Source organism: Algibacter aquimarinus, assembly GCF_039543265.1.
GTDB lineage: Bacteria > Bacteroidota > Bacteroidia > Flavobacteriales > Flavobacteriaceae > Algibacter_B > Algibacter_B aquimarinus.
The window spans coordinates 330,395-348,935 of the sequence record NZ_BAABJK010000002.1 but is presented as its reverse complement, the minus strand read 5'-3'; the positions used below and the strand labels follow the sequence as shown (position 1 = coordinate 348,935).

9 protein-coding genes are annotated in these 18,541 nt (G+C 33.9%); 3 read left to right on the top strand and 6 right to left on the bottom strand.

Annotated elements, in window-relative coordinates:
• Positions 1-449 precede the first annotated feature (449 nt).
• The 3 genes from ABD939_RS01285 to ABD939_RS01275 all read left to right on the top strand — a co-directional run bounded on the left by ABD939_RS01285 (position 450) and on the right by ABD939_RS01275 (position 8,052).
• Positions 450-3,977: a sulfatase-like hydrolase/transferase gene (locus tag ABD939_RS01285; RefSeq protein WP_345163583.1), complete on the top strand. Its 3,528-nt coding sequence runs from the start codon at positions 450-452 to the stop codon at positions 3,975-3,977.
• Between the two features lie 104 nt (positions 3,978-4,081).
• Complete coding sequence (locus ABD939_RS01280; RefSeq protein ID WP_345163580.1) at positions 4,082-6,181, top strand: BNR-4 repeat-containing protein; 2,100 nt, start codon at positions 4,082-4,084, stop codon at positions 6,179-6,181.
• 11 nt (positions 6,182-6,192) lie between these two features.
• Positions 6,193-8,052, top strand: coding sequence for a DUF5060 domain-containing protein (locus ABD939_RS01275; protein WP_345163577.1), 1,860 nt, complete (start codon positions 6,193-6,195; stop codon positions 8,050-8,052).
• 52 nt (positions 8,053-8,104) lie between these two features.
• Here ABD939_RS01275 and ABD939_RS01270 read toward each other — a convergent pair whose 3' ends face one another.
• The 6 genes from ABD939_RS01270 to ABD939_RS01245 are packed head-to-tail and all read right to left on the bottom strand — an operon-like array spanning position 8,105 to position 18,290.
• The gene (locus ABD939_RS01270; RefSeq protein ID WP_345163574.1) at positions 8,105-9,094 is read right to left on the bottom strand and encodes a T9SS type A sorting domain-containing protein; all 990 of its coding nucleotides are present in this window, start codon (positions 9,092-9,094) and stop codon (positions 8,105-8,107) included.
• Positions 9,095-9,112: 18 nt separating this feature from the next.
• On the bottom strand, positions 9,113-10,591 hold the full coding sequence (locus ABD939_RS01265; protein ID WP_345163571.1) for a glycoside hydrolase family 30 protein: 1,479 nt from the start codon (positions 10,589-10,591) through the stop codon (positions 9,113-9,115).
• Between the two features lie 18 nt (positions 10,592-10,609).
• On the bottom strand, positions 10,610-12,067 hold the full coding sequence (locus tag ABD939_RS01260) for a glycoside hydrolase family 30 protein (RefSeq protein ID WP_345163567.1): 1,458 nt from the start codon (positions 12,065-12,067) through the stop codon (positions 10,610-10,612).
• 37 nt (positions 12,068-12,104) lie between these two features.
• Positions 12,105-13,853 (bottom strand): SusE domain-containing protein, encoded by a 1,749-nt coding sequence (locus ABD939_RS01255; protein WP_345163564.1) that lies wholly within the window; start codon positions 13,851-13,853, stop codon positions 12,105-12,107.
• Between the two features lie 14 nt (positions 13,854-13,867).
• Positions 13,868-15,334, bottom strand: coding sequence for a RagB/SusD family nutrient uptake outer membrane protein (locus ABD939_RS01250; protein WP_345163561.1), 1,467 nt, complete (start codon positions 15,332-15,334; stop codon positions 13,868-13,870).
• A 16-nt stretch (positions 15,335-15,350) separates the two neighbouring features.
• Positions 15,351-18,290: a SusC/RagA family TonB-linked outer membrane protein gene (locus ABD939_RS01245; protein ID WP_345163558.1), complete on the bottom strand. Its 2,940-nt coding sequence runs from the start codon at positions 18,288-18,290 to the stop codon at positions 15,351-15,353.
• Between the last annotated feature and the right edge of the window lie 251 nt (positions 18,291-18,541).

Below are 18,541 nucleotides of genomic sequence, written 5' to 3'. Positions count from 1 at the left end.
TTTTCAGGATACAACAGGATAGTTTCACATCTTAATTACTTTAATTTTACATTAATATTTTGAACTATTACTTAGTCTAATATATAATTGTTTGAGTTAGTCGAGGCTCCCTATCATAATAAGTGTTAATTTTTTATGGTTGGGAGCCTTTTTTTATTATAAATTGTACATGATAAATGTTTTATGGTATGTTTATTTTCAAAATCAAAACATCATTTTATGTAAAATTGATTTTGAGTTATCAAAACTCTTAAAAATTAAGATTCTTGTTTTAAATAAGAACTTCACTAATATTTATAAACTTAGAAGCACTGTTTTCAGGACAGTGCAGGATGATTATAGTTAATAAAAAATTTAATTTTATACATTCAAATATTTAGTTTTAATATATACCTATCAGGTATTTATATTTACATATGAATAATTATTTACCAGTTAATAAAAATTTAATGTTAAAGATCAAGCTTTTTTTCGGTTTCCTAGTTTCAATTTTTAGTTTAAATCTGGCCTCTGCGCAACAAAACGTAAAAAATGAAAAACCAAATATTATTTTCATTTTAACAGACGATCAGCGTTTTGATGCCATTGGTTATACTGGAAATCAATTTGTAGAAACTCCACAAATGGATGATTTGGCAAAATCAGGAACTTACTTCAATTCAGCCATAGTTACAACACCAATTTGTGCAGCAAGTAGAGCTAGTATTTTAACAGGCCTGCATGAACGTGCGCACAACTATAATTTTCAAACAGGTAATGTGCGTGAGGAATATATGACAAACTCATATCCTAAACTGCTCAAAGATAATGGTTATTACACCGGTTTCTTTGGTAAATATGGTGTTCGTTATGATGATTTAGATAAACAGTTTGATGAATATGAATCTTATGATAGAAATAACAGATATAAAGACAGACGAGGCTATTATTACAAAACAATAGACAACGATACTGTTCACTTAACAAGATATACAGGGCAACAGGCACTTGATTTTATTGATAAAAATGCTAAAAACGAAAAACCATTTTGCCTATCATTAAGTTTTAGTGCACCACATGCTCATGATGGTGCTCCTAAACAATATTTTTGGCAATCTGAAATGGATAAAATGTTAGAGAGTACAACTATACCAGACCCAGAATTAGGAGATGATAAATACTTTTTAGCACAGCCCAAAATTGTAAGAGATGGTTTTAATAGATTACGTTGGACTTGGCGTTATGATACTCCAGAAAAATACCAACACAGCTTAAAAGGGTACTATAGAATGATTTCAGGTATAGATTTAGAAATCAAAAAAATTAGAGAAAAGTTAAAAGAAAAAGGTCAGGATAAAAACACGGTTATCATTGTAATGGGAGATAACGGTTATTTCTTGGGAGAGCGTCAATTTGCAGGTAAATGGTTGATGTACGATAACTCTATTCGCGTGCCTTTGATTGTTTTTGATCCAAGGGTTGATAAGCATCAAGATATTGATGATATGGTATTGAATATTGATGTACCACAAACCATTGTAGATATCGCAGGAGTTAAAGCGCCAGAAATATGGCAGGGTAAAAGTTTAATGCCTATTGTAAAGCAAGAAACCAATACTATTGGCAGAGACACAATTCTTATAGAACATTTATGGGATTTTAAAAATATACCACCAAGTGAAGGTGTAAGAACAAAAAAATGGAAATACTTCAGATATGTTAATGATAAATCTATTGAAGAACTTTATGATTTAGAAAAAGATCCTCAAGAGATTAAAAACTTAATCGGAAAGAAAAAGTATAAAGAGGTAGCAAATAAACTTCGTGTAAAACTTGATGAATTAATTAAAAAGAATAGTAACGAATATAGAGCAGCGCCAACAGATTTAACTGTAGAACTGATAAGAGAACCAAGTACAGATGTTGAAATATTTGATTTAAAGCCAGAATTTGGGTGGACCGTACCATTGGGATCAAAATTTCAGGGAGCTTATCAAATCTTGGTAGCATCTAGCGAGGCTAATATTAATAATAATAATGGAGATGTTTGGGATAGTAGAAGGGTAGCTTCAACTAAATCAACTGATGTAGAATATAGTGGAAACCCATTAGAACTAGGAAAGAACTATTATTGGAAAGTAAGAATTTGGGAGCAAGAAAATAGACTAGTTGATTATTCTGAGCCACAAAAATTTACAACTGGTAAGAGTGATAGTTATATCATTTCAACAGAAAATAAGTTCATAACTACTAAAGTTAATCCTGTAAATTTTAAAAAGAGAACAGGATCCTATTTTATGGATTTTGGAAAAGCAGCTTTTGCAACCATGGATTTTAACTATACAGCAAAAACACCGCATACTCTTACGGTAAGAGTAGGTGAAATGGCTAATGATGACGGTAGCGTAAATAGAACGCCTCCTAAACGAAGTAATATTCGCTATCAAGAAATTAAGGTAGATGTAAAGCCAGGGCAAACTAAATATCAAATACAAGTTCAAGAAGACGAACGTAATACTAGAGCTAATAAAGCAGTACCTCTACCAGATGGTTTTCCTCCATTAGTACCGTTCAGATACGCAGAAGTAGAAGGAGCCCAAAGCGATTTGAAGGCAGAAGACTTTACTCAACTAGCATATCATACCTATTGGGATGAAGAGGCGAGTAGTTTTGAGAGTAATAACGATATTTTAAACCAAGTTTGGGATTTAAGTAAATATTCTATAAAGGCAACAACATTTAATGGTTTGTATGTTGATGGAGATAGAGAACGTATTCCTTATGAAGCCGATGCGTATTTAAATCAATTAAGCCATTATACCACAGATAGAGAATATGCTATGGCAAGACGTACTATCGAGTATTTTATGAAAAATCCAACATGGCCAACAGAGTGGCAACAACACGTGCCTTTGTTGATTTATGCAGACTATATGTATACTGGTAATACAGAACTTATAGAGCGTTATTACGAGCCATTAAAACATAAATCGTTATTTGAATTATCAAATGAAGATGGTTTAATAACCTCTACAAAGGTAGACGCAGCATTTATGAAAAAACTTGGTTTTCCTGAAGGTTATAAAAAACCATTAACCGATATTGTAGATTGGCCAGGTAAAAACTTTGCTGGTAGTAAAACTAAAGGAGAGCGTGATGGATTTATCTTTAAACCATATAGTACCGTAATTAATTCATTCTTTTACGAAAACATGAAAATTATGGCAGAATTTGCCAAAATTTTAGGAAAGACAGAAGAGGCTTTAGATTTTGAATATAGAGCCATAAAAGCAAAAAAGGCAGTTAATGAACAAATGTTCGATAAAGAAAGAGGTATTTATGTAGATGGTATAGGTACAGATCACGCATCTTTACATGCCAACATGATGCCTTTAGCTTTTGGATTAGTACCTCAAGAGCATTATCAATCTGTTGTAGATTATGTAAAATCCAGAGGAATGGCATGTAGCGTTTATGGTGCTCAATTTTTAATGGATGGCTTATATAACGCTGGTGAAGCAGACTATGCTTTAGAATTACTAGCAAGCAAAGCGAAGAGAAGCTGGTATAACATGATTAGAGTAGGCTCTACAATCACTTTAGAAGCTTGGGATTACGACTATAAAATAAACTTAGATTGGAATCACGCTTGGGGTGCAGTACCTGCTAATGTAATACCACGTGGCTTATGGGGTATAAAACCTAAAACACCAGGATTTGCAGTGGCAACTATAAAGCCTCAAATGAGTAAGTTAAAATCTAGTGAAATAGAAGTGCCAACTGTAAGAGGTGCAATTAAAGGAAAATACACATATAATGGAGCTAGACTTCAAACTTATGAAATTGAGATTCCTGGAAATATGGTCGCTGAATTTTCTTTAAACGGTTTAGATGGAAAGGACTTAATTCATAATGGAAAGAAAGTACCATCAGCTTTTGATTCTATAAGGCTAGACCCAGGTAAACATGTTATTCAGCTAAAAATAAATTCTTTTTAGAAGAATATTATGAAAATACTTTAAAGTCAGTAATAGCTAATTTTACTGGCTTTTTGTGAGTTATGGATAAGCGTAAGGACACATTTACAATAAAAAACATAAAAATGAAAAAGTACTGCTTAGGATTATGTTTGTTATTAGTGTTTTGTTCTTTAGTTGAAGCTCAAAAAGAATTAGTTGCTACTTTAGATAGTTCAACCAGAGTATCTGGCAATGGAGAAGGAGGTCTGTTTTTTGCAGGAACAAAAAATGTGAATTTTAGATTTGGTCAAAGGATTTCTCCACATGGCGATTGTGTGGATGTGGTCAATGGCTATGCCTTTGTTACTTGGTATAAAGGCGGTATGGATACCCGCAATTTAATGCTATCCAGAAAAAACCTCAATGTGCCGAATTCGAATTGGGTTACAATAGAATTTCCACACAAACATGTTGGTCAAGGTGGAGAACTTTTAAAAGGGACTGGTATAAGAGGTGATTCTCATAATACAGCAGCCATTGGAGTTAGTACTATAGATAATACCATACATATTTTATATGATATGCATGCCTATAGGTCCTCTTCTTTACCTAACGATTTCTTTAATTATTCGGTTTCAAAAGCGAATATGGCTTTTGTGCCGGATAATGAATTTACTTTAGATATTTTTAATCCTAAGCGAAATTATTTAAAATCTGGTGAGGACTATGAGCGCATGACTTACCCAATGATACACAGGGCTGATGATGGGAGTTTAATTGCTAGATATAGACAAGGTGGTTCCGGTAATGGTGATATACTTTTTGCACATTATGATGGTAGCGTTTGGAGTAATAATTGGTTATTTCATGAAGGTACGCTTGCGTTACCGAATAGAAATAATATGTATGGTGGTGAGCGCTTTTTAAACGGTAAGTTTTATTCTGGTTTTTCAATAAGATACGCTACTAATAATGATACCAATACTAGTAATGGTTATATGTTAAATAGTGGACTTTATTATGCTTATACCAATGGAATTCCAAAAAATGCATCCACACCATGGTTTGATGTAAATGATACATCTATTTCTTTACCAATCCGAAATAATATTAACCCAAACATAGATCCGGTTCAAATTGCACAACCAGGGGATGATTATGGTACGGCTACATTACCTAGGTCGTCATCCGATCCAGCTTGGACTGTTACTGAAAATGGTGCAATTCATTATGTACAGCGTGTTGATAATAGAAATGTACACTATTATAAGTTGACTACTGATACTAATTTTTCTAGTAATGTAGGTGGGCTTATCCCTAATCCCCAAACACGTGGTGAACTTTACAGCTATAAAAACCATGTGATTATGGTGGAGCTTTTAGGAGGGAAAGTAAATATTAAAACCACTTTAGAAGGGCAAAATGATTGGAAAATAGTTTACACCGGAACAGAATCTATAAACTTTGCTCATTTTGATGCTTTCGTTGCTGGTAACAAACTATATGTTTATCTCATGGAAAATACTGGAAACAATACTCCAGGAGTAGGCGATAAGCGTCCATTGTATTTTCAGGAATTTACGTTATCAGAAACTGATTCCCCAGTTTTAATAGCACTAGAGGCAGAGGATTATACAACAGCTAGTAATGACATCAATGTAGGGTCGAGCACTTCAGCTTCAGGAGGAGAATATATAGACGCTTTTTCTTCTAATCAGTTTATAGAACATAAATTTCAGGTAACTACTCCAGGTGTTTATGATTTTATTCTCTTAGCTGCAAATAGAAATAGGGATGATTCTATAATGGATATTGAAATTAATGGAACACTTTATGAAGATGTTTTAATAACAAGAACGTTTGATTGGAACGTGTATTTAGAAACCATAATTCCAGATATTACATTAAATCAAGGAGAAAATACAGTAAGGGTTACTCAACGCAGATCATTATCAAGTGAACCTGATAAAATTATGTTTGCGTTAAAGTCAACTTTAAGTACCAATAATTTTACAAATCAAGAAGTATTAGTTTATCCTAATCCAAGTAAAGGTATTTTCAATATTCAATCTAATTTTAGAAATTTAAGATATAACTTAGTCAATATTCAAGGTCAGGTTATACAAAGTGGTAAGGTTTCTCAAAACAAAGTTGATGTTTCTATACCAGTTCAAGGGGTTTATTTTTTAGAATTATCTAATGAAAAAGGAAATAAACTTGTAAAGAAGGTAGTAATTCAATAACATATTTAAAAATGAATAAATTCTTTTCTTTCCTTTTTTTATTTTTTTTGATTCTTAGTTCTTGTCAACAACATAAAGAGGTCATAATTGGCGGAGAATTAAAAAAGTGGCATCGATTAACTTTGAATTTTGAAGGACCACAAACTAGTGAGATGGATTTAACAAACCCATTTTTAAATTATCGTTTAGATGTTACTTTTAAAAATGAGGAAAAAGAATATATAATTCCAGGTTTTTATGCTGCTGATGGTATTGCAGCAGAAACAAGTAGCGATTCTGGAAATATTTGGCAAGTTCGTTTTACACCAGATGCTATTGGAGAATGGACGTATGTGGTTTCGTTTAAAAAAGGTAATAATATCGCTACAGCAGAAAGTATACGCTCAGTTTCTAGTTCTAGTGCCGGTTTTATGGATGGACAGACAGGTACATTTACTATATCAGAATCAGATAAAAAAGGAATAGATAATCGTGCTAAAGGAAGGCTTCAGTACGTTGATGAATCGTATTTGAAGTTTGCTGAAACAGAAAAATACTTCATAAAATTAGGTGTTGATGCTCCTGAGAATTTATTAGCATATACAGATTTTGATGTTTCTACAAATGCACTAGGTTTTCAAAAAGCATGGGAGCCACATGCAAAAGATTTTGATGAAAGTGCATCACCATACTTGTGGCAAGACACCAAAGGTAAAAACCTTTTAGGCGCTGTAAATTATTTAGCAAGCGAGGAGTTAAATGTGTTTTCGTTTTTAACTTTTAACGTTGATGGAGATGATAGAAATATTTTCCCTCATTTACTAAAAGTGCCTATTGAAGAGTATGAAGCCTATGCAAGTACTAAGAAAAATAAAGAAGCATGGGAAACCATGTTTCATAAAACAAGATTTGATGTTTCAAAGTTAGATCAGTGGGAACGTATTTTCGAATATGCCGAAACAAAAGGCATGTTTCTACATTTTAAAACACACGAAACTGAGACAGACCATTTAATGGATAAAGGTATTTTTGGAACGGAAGGTAAATTGTACTACAGAGAATTAATTGCAAGGTTTGGTCATCACTTATCCATGAATTGGAATTTAGGAGAAGAAAACAATCAGCCAATTGAAGAGGTTGTTAAAGCAGCCAATTATATTTCAAAGTTAGATGCTTATAACAGTCATTTAGTTATTCATACATTTCCGAATAAAGACGATAGATATTCAGAGTTAATAGGTGACCAATCCCCCTTAACAGGAGCCTCTTTGCAATTACGAGATCCTGAGTTTGTAGATGTACATCCAAGAGTTTTAAAATGGCGAGAGAAATCAAACGCTACAGGTAAAAAATGGGCACTATCAGTTGATGAACCAGGAAAAGCCAATATTGCCTTATTACCTGATGACGAAGACCCAGAGCATAATTACGCAAGAGGTAGAGCCATGTGGGGCGTGCTTATGGCTGGAGGATATGGTGTAGAATGGTATTTTGGTTATGCCAGTCCAAATTCCGATTTAACCTGTCAAGATTTTAGAAGTCGCGACTTGTTTTGGGATCAAAACCGATATGCGCTTCATTTTTTTAATAATTATATTCCGTTTTGGGAGATGGAGCCTCGTGATGATTTAATAGTTTCAAAAGAGGTTGCGTATTGTATGGCAAAAGAAGATAGTGTATACGCTATTTATACTGAAGCCAATTCTAGCAGAATTAAATTAAATTTAGGCGAATCTCATAAATCATTTGAAATAAAATGGTTTGATCCTAGAAATGGAGGGAATTTGCAAGAAGGTTCAATAACTTCTGTAAAAGCCACAGGAATTGTGGAGTTAGGAGTCCCCCCTTCCCAAAAAGATAAAGATTGGGTTTTGCTAGTTTCATTAAATTAAAAAGCCCATACGATTAAATAGTATAGGCTTTTTAAAAACTAAATATACGAAACTAAAACGCAATAAATTTTTTGACCATGCTGTTATTGTTTGTGTCATTAATACGTGCAAAATAAACACCCTTACTGATTTGACTCAGGGAAATAATTTCACTACCTGAAATCTCCTTAAAAGTTATGTTACGACCAGATAAGTCATAGATATGCACTTTTAGATTTTGAAAGTTTGATTCTTTTATATTTAAAATTAAACCTTCATTTTTTTTGTAGAAAATTGATATAACATCTGACAATTGAGTGGAATTTACACCTAGAGTATAATTACACCCATTAAATACATCGAAAAGACTTTCTCCAGAATTGTTAACAGTTACTAGTCTATTGGTTCCACTAACTGTTCCGCAAGTTAGTTCTGGTCCAGGAGTTTCTTCAGTACCCCAAGCATTTCCATTAAGATATTTATATTCAAAAACTATAGGATAATTTAATGGAGTTGGTAATCTAAAAGTTCCGCTATGGATGTCGCCGTTTACGTTAGGTAAAACCAAATTACCAGGATTCCATCCATTAAAAGGCCCTGTTATGTGAATGCCATTTCCAGAAACTGAACTTTCCATTGACATATCAGCGTTGAATGTTACTTCAAAACTTGTACCTGACGCATTACAACTTCCAAAAGGTACAGTTGCTAAAACTACTGGCATTCCAGAATCATTTACATATAAAAACCTGTTTCCGTTAGACGGAGCACAAGGATATCCAGCTTGCTCTTCGGTACCCCAAGCATTTCCGTTCAAAAATTTATATTCATGCCATCCTGAATTTAATTGAATAGTTACAGAATAGACATTTGTAGAACCTTCCTGAGTAAGCATGGTACTGCTTGTATTCCACCCATTTATAGTTCCTACTACATGTATACCATCTGTGCTAATAGTCTGTCCTGACATGTCTACTTTAAGTGTGACATCTACTTGAGCTGTGGTTTGAAAAGAGACAAGTAGCATAATTGCTAAAAAACTTAAAATGTAATTTGTTTTCATAATGCTTAATGTTTAAGATTAATATATTATCGTTTGCATGGCATGAGCAGGTATGTTTAATGCTACTTCACTAGCATCAACAATTAGTTTATAGGAAATGGGGTTGTCTGTTTTGTTCATTACTACGGTAATTATTTCATTGTTTTCGTTAACAAAAGATGTACTTTCTAAAGTGCTTCTACTAGTAGTGGTACTTACTCTTGTAGCGTTAGGTTTTATGAATTTTGAAAAATGACCAATGTAATAGTATGATGGTGTGTATATCAATTTGTTAGTTCTGGTATCGGCATGAATAGGTGCGAAGCATAAATTTTGAACGTGGTTTGGACCACCAGTTTCATCTAAAAGAATATTCCAATCGGTCCATCCCACGGTTCCGCTATTAAAATCATTAATCATAGAGTTTCCATAGCGCTCTGCATTAGACCATCTGAAGTAATGTTCGTCGCTAAACTTCTCCTGACAACCTTCTGTGAATAACAAATTCTTTGTTGGGAATGATGTTTTGATATTCGATAAATTATCGTATTTGGGTTCTCCACCTGTCCAAGTTTCATACCAATGAAAACCAATACCCCAAGCATATTTTGCTGCTTCAGGGTCTTCAAAAATAGTATTAGCTCTATGAGAAATAAGATCTCTATTATGATCCCATACTACTATGTTTTTATCTTGAAACCCTGCTTTTTCAAATGCTGGCCCTAAATTGTTTTTTAGAAAATCACGTTCTTCCTCAGCAGTATAGATACAAGATTCCCAACGTTGTTTTGCCATTGGCTCATTTTGTATAGTTACACCCCAAACAGGGATATCTTCTGCTTCATAAGCCTGTATAAATTTCACAAAATAGTCTGCCCAAGTTTGATAATATTCAGGCATTAACTTGCCGCCTTGTAACATGTTTTTATTAGTTTTCATAAATGCAGGAGGACTCCACGGGCTAGCATAAAAAACCAAATCATTTTTAATCAAACTTGTTGCTCTTTTAATCATGGGGATTCTGAATTGTTTGTCTTTTTCAATAGAGAAAGTCTTTAATTCAGCATCACCTTCTTCAATGTATGTATGGCTTTGAGAACTAAAATCACAACTGTGAATACTTGTTCTAATTATATTGTAGTTAATACCACTTTCGCTGTAATAAGCGTTTAAAAGCTCTTCTTGTTTGTCCTTACTTAATTTTGCAAAAACTTCAGCTGAGGCATCGGTTATAGCGCCACCAATACCTAAAAATTTTTGAAATGTTTTATTGGGGTTTACAAAAACTGCAATTTCAGTTTCTAGAGGTTGTATGGCATTTTTAAAGCTATTTGTTTCTGTTAAGGATAGCTTTAAATCTGTACCTTCAGCTGTAGTATAAACATTTAAAGTTTTACCATAATAGTCGGTTTTGGTTTCTTCTTTTATATCAGCAATAGCAGGATTATTTGACTGATTTTTGCATGAAAAAGCAATTACGACTATTAAAAGTGTAATGATATTATTCCTAAATTTCATATTCTATTCTGTTGTATTTTACCAAACAAATGTCCCAACTGCACCAGCATCAAGAGATGTGGTAATGGGCTTATCTGCTACTTTTATGTTGAAGTCTTTTTTAGTGCCTGTATTGTTTAAAACAATAACTACAATGCTATCATCTGGAGTTTTATAAGCTACGTTAGGTAATTCTGTTGAAAAGTTCGATTCTATTCTTACAGAACCAGGTCTTACATATTTAGCAGCATGCGCTATAATGTAATAAGCTACATTTTTTGTGACGTTATTGCCTTCAATAGTTACAGCGCCTAAGCACTCTGTACAACCACCATCTGTGTGTGGGTCTTGATTTGCATCTGCGGCCAAATTCCATTCTAAAACAGTTTTAGACCAATTTCTTGGAGCTCCAACTAGTAGTTCTCTGGCATGCCATTTTAAAGCGTCAGAAAAGGCTTCATTGGCGCTTACCCATTGTTCTGAGAAATAGATATTCTTGTCAGGATGTGCATTGTGAACTAAACTTAAATTATCAATTCTTCCAGCATAAAGATGAAATGCAGAGCCATCTATAAATGGATTTGCGTCATTGTCATTTAATACTGTTATTGGGAAATCTGTTCGATCTGGATTATGACCATAGGCAATTATTTTTGTAAAAATACCTGCTGTTTGCAATGCGGGTCCTAAATTGTTTTTTATAAAATTTGCCTGTTCCACAGGTTGCATTACCATACTTGGGTTATTGGTCTCATTTAATGGTTCGTTTTGCGGTATTAAAGCACTTATGGTTATGCCTTCGGCAGCCATAGCCTCAATGTATTTAACAAAATAATTAGCATAAGCTTCATAATATTCTGTTCTTAAACTTCCACCAATAGTACTTTGGTTGGTTTTCATCCAAGCAGGGGCAGACCAAGGTGTAGCTGTTATTTTAATGTTTGGATTTATGGATAAAATCTCTTTAAGTACTGGGATTAAGTTTTCTTTGTCTTTGTTAATTGAGAAGTTAGACATATTCACATCGGTTTCACCTGAAGGTAAATCGTTGTATGAAAATGGAGCTTCATCTAAATCAGATGAGCCAATACTTATTCTTAAATAGCTTACACCAATATTATTGTCATCCCATTTAAAAAGTTCGTTAAGCAAAGCACTTCTGCTTGATGCGGACATATTGTTGATATGTAAAGCACTTCCGCCAGTAAGGGAATATCCAAAACCATCCATTTCTTGGTAGATTGTACCATCTGAAACATTTATTGAAAAATTAGCGTTATCGTTGAATGCTGAAATTCCTGATTCTTGCCTTGAGAACAATGCAGATTCATCTGCTCTGGTTAAGAAAAAGTCGACATCAACTGTTTCAGAGGTAGGTGGAGGTACAGTATTAAAGTTGTCATCTGTGTTCTGACAACTTTGACAACTGAAGAGTATCGAAACTAAAACGGTAAGAACAAAACTCTTGTGGATTATTGTTATATTTTTTCTTTTCATAATTTTTATAAGAGAACCTTTTGAAATGGTTCTGTTTTTATTGTTGGACAAATTCATAAGTTCCAGTAGAAAAATCTGGAGTAACTTCAATATTAACCTGATAATTACCATCTGTGGTTATGTTTCTAATGTTTGAACCACCTCTGTTTGTTAGATTTCCAGATAGTTCAGTGGGTGACTCTGATCCAAAATCGTTATCCCAAGGCGAGATAAATTTCATATCAAAATTGCCACTTAAACCAACTGTAGTCGTAAATTTATATGGGTGTGAATAGGTCATCAAAAACTCATTTCTTTCTTCCCACTTCTGATTAATTTCGTCCCAATGGAACAGAAAAACATTATAATAATTCCATTGTAATTTTGCGTTTGCAAAATCAATTGTAAGCTTATAGGCTTGGTCTCTTTCAACATTAATAACATCGGAGCCCGACAATAAATCAGGACTTTCACTAACATTAATACCATCAGGTTCTGATGTAGCCCCGATATTTTCAAAAGAAGTAAAACTATCTCCTGATCCGTCTGACGCAGTATTTAGTGTTAATTGATCACCAGTTTGTAATGCGATATAATTATCGCTTCTAAAAACATCTCCATCTTTAGTTAATTCACCAACTAGTACACTATTATTAAATAAATAGAGTGTATTGGGAGTTTCTATAGGTTCTGCTGCATTTGGATCGGTCTCAATGGTGTATGTGTAAGCGTTTGCAGATAAATCTAAGGTTACTAGTTTTGTGCCTAATTGTTCTGAAGGTATATCTTCAAAATTTACGCCTTGAGCTCCAGCATCCGACTCCATTATAAGCGTGTTGGCAGTACCAACGATTCGTTTTAGTAAATAGCCCCAATAGTCGCCACCATTAACATCTGCTCTAAATAGAAAGCCTCCTGTGCTAACAAGTTGAATAGAGGCTTGCCAGACGCTATTACCAATATATTGCAAAGGTTCATCACTTCCCCAACCACCTATAATGGGGCTGCCTTTCATATTCCATCGCTCAATTTTAAGTAGGTTATATGTGTTGTTATCTAAATCAATTCTTATTCTGTATTGTCCATCTTCAGTAACAGATATTGGATCTCCAGATTTAACTATTTGCCCATCTGTAGAACCACCGTAAATTAAAGCTGGTAAGGATTGCTCGCTGTAAAACTGAAACGTGCCACCAGCTTTTAAACTAGTATAAACTTCATGTATGTTTGATGGGGTACCCTCGGAATCGTTTAATCTCCTTAAAAGTATAGATTCAGATAAGTTGCTATTATTTTCAGCAGCACTACCAGAAAGAAATAAGCGGTTTGGAATTAGTTCAGTTTCAAAACGTTTAATGGTAATATTGTTTGAATCTTGAGACGTTTTATTGATACTATTTGCAACTACTGCCCATGTTAATTCTACATCGTTGTTTGCAGGATAACCAGCAAATGATAATGCCTCATCTACAGCTTCGAAAGAAATGGAGGTAGATAGCGCTTTTCCACTATTTGAAGGGGTTAACTCCAAGATAGGTGTATCGAAATTGGTAGAGCCTAAGGTGTCAACCACAACTTTATAGGTTACTATAAAATCGGTAGACGATGTTGCTGCCTCCCAGCTAAATGTAATAATATCACTAGGTGTAGTCTCATCTAATATAACCAAATCGTCACTTGGAAGTATTATGGATGGATTGGTTAATTCCCATTGTCCTTCAGGTTGTAAATTGTCTTCGGTTACACATGCTACTATTGCTATACTAGCAAAAAGCAAAAACAAAAGATTTTTAAATAACGTTTTCATAATCAATTTTTTTATTAAGGCTGTAAAGCTGGATTTCTATCTAATTCTTGCTGCGGAATAGGTAAGAATATTTTATCTGCTGTCATGTTATAATTAACAGGTGTATTGGTTCTTAAATCAATCTCAACAAGATTGTTCATGGTAGAAACTATTTCGCCAAAGCGTACTAAATCATCCCAACGTTGTGCTTCTTGAAATAATTCCAAACGGCGTTCTTTTAGAATGGTTTGTTTCAGAACTGCTTTTGAGCTTTTTTGGTTATCCGTTAAGTCTGGTAATTCGGCTCTATTTCTTATTCTGTTAACTTCGGTTACTGCTGCTTCTAGTTGATTGAGTTCATTTAGAGCTTCAGCTTTAAGTAAAACAATATCACCGTATCGTATTAAATACGTATTATCTGAACTTGCAAAACCGCTAGCGTTTTTCCATTTGTAACTAAAAGGTATTGTGCTTCCAGCAGTATTACCCCAATACTCGTCTACCCATTGAACTGACTCAAATAAAATTGACGTATTTTTTCTAACGGTATCACCGGCATCATCAAAAGCCTTTACTAAGTCTTGAGAAGGTGTTACAAATTTTCTCCAAGTATCGCCCGAGATAGATGGTGGTAATAATAATTGTGGTCCAAAGTTTCCTTCTACACCTCCTAAATATTGCACTTCAATTATGGATTCAGCGTTATTAGGATTGTTGCCATCAAATAGTTGGTTATATGTTATTAATCGGTAATTAGCATCGCTATTTTCTACTTCTATAATATGGTCTAGTACCGCCTGATAATCTGGCGATGGCTGTTGTGCATAAGCCTTGGCAGCCAATGCATGTGCAGCACCTGAAGTAGCTCTAGCTTTATTTGTACTAGCATCATTTCCATAAGTGTCTGGTAAAAGTGTTGCAGCCAATTCTAAATCACTAGTAATTTGAGCATAAATATCAGTTACTGGAGATTTAGGAATGTTTACACTTTCAGGCGTGGTAGATTTAATTGTACTTGTAATTAAGGGAACGTCTCCCCATAATTTGGCTAAAGAGAAATAATGATAAGACCTTAAAAAATAAGCTTCACCTTTAATTTGATTTCTTCTTTCTTCCGTTAGGGTTGGATCTGAAACATCATCCACACGTTCCAATACAACGTTAGCTTTAGAAATGGCATTGTATAGATTCGACCAGTGTGTGAAAAGTCTAGAATGTGTTGGTGTAATATTTAGAAAGTCGATAGCAAAAATTTCAGGATTATCACCACCAGCGTAATTATTATCAGCACGCATGTCACTAAATAATATATTATCCCAAACATAGTATTCTGAAGATTGAAACGATTCGTAAGCACCAACTAATGCTGCTTCAATTTGGGTAGTTGTATCGTAAGCGCCTGAACTTGTTTCTTCAGAAATTGGTGTTAAATCTAAAAAGCTTTCGCAGTTTGTAAATAGAACAAGGCTTAAAATTAATAATGTAGATTTTAATATTTTCATTGTTATATTTTTTTACTTAAAATGTTACGCTTAAACCAAAAATGGTTGTTCTAGCTTGTGGATATGTACCAAAATCGATACCTCTTACTGTGTTACTGCCACCAAAGGCATTTACTTCAGGGTCAAAGCCTGAATAATTTGTAAATGTTAATAGGTTTTCGCCAGTAACATACAATCGTAATGCACTTATATTTATTTTTTCTAAAGCTCTTTTAGAGAATGAATAGCCAAGTGTAACAGCTTTAACTCTTAAATACGATGCATCTTCTATAAACCTAGTAGATACTCTAGAGTTATCAGAATTCCCAAATACAGCTCTAGGTATGGTGGTAATATCTCCAGGTTGTCTCCATCTATTAAGTACAGAAGTAGATTGATTTTTTGGATCAATAAGACCTTCGGTTTCTATTCGTGTTGCATTCAACATATCATTACCATAAGATCCTTGTAAGTATATCATTAGATTGAAGTTTTTATACCTAAAGTTATTAGTAGCTGAATATGTGAAATCTGGATTAGCATCGCCAATTATTACTCTGTCATCAGCAGATGGAGAAAACGTAGATGCTCCATTTCTATCAATGTAAAATGCGTTACCTGTCTGTGGGTCTACACCGCCGTAAATATATCCAAAGAGTATACCTAAAGGTTCGCCTTCTCTTATTAATGCAGCTTCTCCACGGCCGCCAGCAATACCACCTTCAAAAACATCAGAATCTACAAGGCTAGTTATTTCATTTCTATTGAATGAAATATTAAAATTAGAATTCCAATTAAAATTTTCATTACTAATATTTTCACTATTGATAGCAAATTCAATTCCTTTATTTTCTAATTCACCAATGTTTTGAATAGCACTTGTAAAGCCTGTTGCATTTGGTAGTGGTGCGTTATACAATAAATCTTTTGTTCTTTTTATGTAAGCATCAGCAGTTAGATTGATTTTACTATTAAATAATGATACATCAATACCAACATTAGTTTGGTTAGATTCCTCCCATTTTAATTCTAAATTTTCAATGGAGGATGGAAATGTTCCGGGTTGAATTGTACCGCCAATAGGGTAATTTGCACCAGAACCTACACGACCAAAAAAGGCATAGTTTTGAATTTGGTCATTACCAACGATACCCCAGCCTGCACGAAGTTTCATATCGCTTAATACTTCTGAATTTTTTAGAAAAGATTCTTTTGAAATTCTCCAACCAAGAGAAAACGAAGGGAAATATCCCCAACGTTTATCAGGGCCAAAAACACTAGAGCCATCTGCTCTAAAGTTTGCAGTAACTAAGTACTTATCATCATAGCTGTAATTTAAACGCCCTAAAAATGATGAGTTAGCTTTTTCAGCTTTATCTGCTGTTGCATTAAATATTTCTGAACCACCGTTTGGAGTAGTTACTGTCGCACTTGCAAAATTTCGTGTTTCAATAGCACTATTCTCAAACTTGTTTTTTTGGTTAACAGAACCAATTAAGGCTTCAATTTTGTGGTTTTTTATCTCGTTGTTATACGATAAGGTATTCTCAAAAATGTAATAAGAACTTTTGTTGGTGGTATTTATAGCACGACCGCCTAAAGCAGAACCAAACCCTGTTCTAAAGGGGTCTAGAAATGAATCAAACACGCCATTACTATTATCAACACCAAAGTTTGTTTTGAATTTAAAGTGTTTTAATAGTTTTACTTCAAAGTATATATTTCCCAGAAATCTTTGACTATTAAACTCCCTTTCTAAACCATCGGTAGATGCTAATGGGTTTTCCCAGTTTTGAAATGGATTACTTGTAAATGAGCCATCTTCATTAAAAATTCCAATAACCGATGGTGTGGTAAGCGCACCAAGTAAAACACCTCCTTGGTTAACAGCATTATTGTCGTTAACATCTACATCACGATATTGCGTGTAAGCAATTCTTGTACCTACTTTTAGCCAATCATTAACTTCTTGATCAAAATTTATCTTAAAATTATATCGCTCAAGCTCAGAACTTTTTACGATCCCTTCTTGATTTATGTAGCCTGCAGATACATAATAATTGGTGCCATTATTTCTGCCAGACATCGCTAGTTGGTAGTTGTGAGATAGTCCATTTTGAAAAATTTCTTGCTGCCAATCTGTATTGCTATTGAATCGATCCCAATCAGTAGTTTGTCCAAGCTCTGTCATTAAATCTCGGTATTGTTCTCCGTTTAAAACTGGTAGTGTGTTCCAAGCTTGTGATATGCCAAGATAGGTGTCAAAAGTAAATTTTGCTTTTTCAGTTGTACCTCGTTTTGTAGTAATTAACACTACGCCGTTAGCGCCTTGTGCTCCATAAATAGCTGCGGATGATGCATCCTTAAGAACTGAAATAGCATCTATATCTGCAGGATTAATAGAACGTGTATCTGTTGTAGGTACACCATCAACTACATATAAAGGTTCACTACCAGAAGTTATTGAATTTGTGCCTCGAATTCTTATACTGAGTCCAGCAGACGGTTTGCCAGAATTAGCCAAAACCTCTACTCCAGTAGCCTGACCTTGTAGAAGTGAGCCAATTTGAGCATTAGATCGCTGCTCGAGTACTTCAGATTTTATTTGTGCAACCGAACCAGTTATATCACGCTTTTGTTGGGCGCCATAACCAACAACTACAATCTCTTCTAAAGCTTCTGCGCTTTCTTCTAAAACTACATTAACAGTGGTTCTACTATTAATGATTTCTTCAATAGTTGTCATACCTACATAACTAAAGACTAAAGTTGTCTTCGAATTTATTTCAGTTGTTAATTGGTAGTAACCATCAAAATCAGTAGAAGTTCCGTAGGAAGTGTTTTTTAAAAGAACCGTTACACCTGGAATAGGTTGTCCATTTGTATCGGTAACTTGTCCCTTAATTGTTCTTTCTTGAGCCAATGAAATTAATGGTACAAGAAAAACGAGAAAAATTATTTTCTTAGCTTTAATCATTATTTATTTAGTTAGTGGTTGTATAAGATAGAAAGCCATACTCTATTATAAGTGAAGACTTCATTAATCTATCTCAACAAAATTACAACGTGATACCTGTGTATTACAACACCTAGTATTAAAAAAGTGGATTTATTAAGATGTATAAAACATTTAAATAATTGATAATTAAATATTTAATTATTAATTATCAATATAAAAAAGTAGTATTTTTATAGTTTTTATTAGATGCTTTTTGCTTTTTATGAATA

Excerpts from the sequence above, each read along its gene's own strand:
- ABD939_RS01285 (WP_345163583.1), top strand. The coding sequence starts at position 450 with ATGTTAAAGATCAAGCTTTTTTTCGGTTTCCTAGTTTCAATTTTTAGT.
- ABD939_RS01280 (WP_345163580.1), top strand. The coding sequence starts at position 4,082 with ATGAAAAAGTACTGCTTAGGATTATGTTTGTTATTAGTGTTTTGTTCT.
- ABD939_RS01275 (WP_345163577.1), top strand. The coding sequence starts at position 6,193 with ATGAATAAATTCTTTTCTTTCCTTTTTTTATTTTTTTTGATTCTTAGT.
- ABD939_RS01270 (WP_345163574.1), bottom strand. The coding sequence starts at position 9,094 with ATGAAAACAAATTACATTTTAAGTTTTTTAGCAATTATGCTACTTGTC.
- ABD939_RS01265 (WP_345163571.1), bottom strand. The coding sequence starts at position 10,591 with ATGAAATTTAGGAATAATATCATTACACTTTTAATAGTCGTAATTGCT.
- ABD939_RS01260 (WP_345163567.1), bottom strand. The coding sequence starts at position 12,067 with ATGAAAAGAAAAAATATAACAATAATCCACAAGAGTTTTGTTCTTACC.
- ABD939_RS01255 (WP_345163564.1), bottom strand. The coding sequence starts at position 13,853 with ATGAAAACGTTATTTAAAAATCTTTTGTTTTTGCTTTTTGCTAGTATA.
- ABD939_RS01250 (WP_345163561.1), bottom strand. The coding sequence starts at position 15,334 with ATGAAAATATTAAAATCTACATTATTAATTTTAAGCCTTGTTCTATTT.
- ABD939_RS01245 (WP_345163558.1), bottom strand. The coding sequence starts at position 18,290 with ATGATTAAAGCTAAGAAAATAATTTTTCTCGTTTTTCTTGTACCATTA.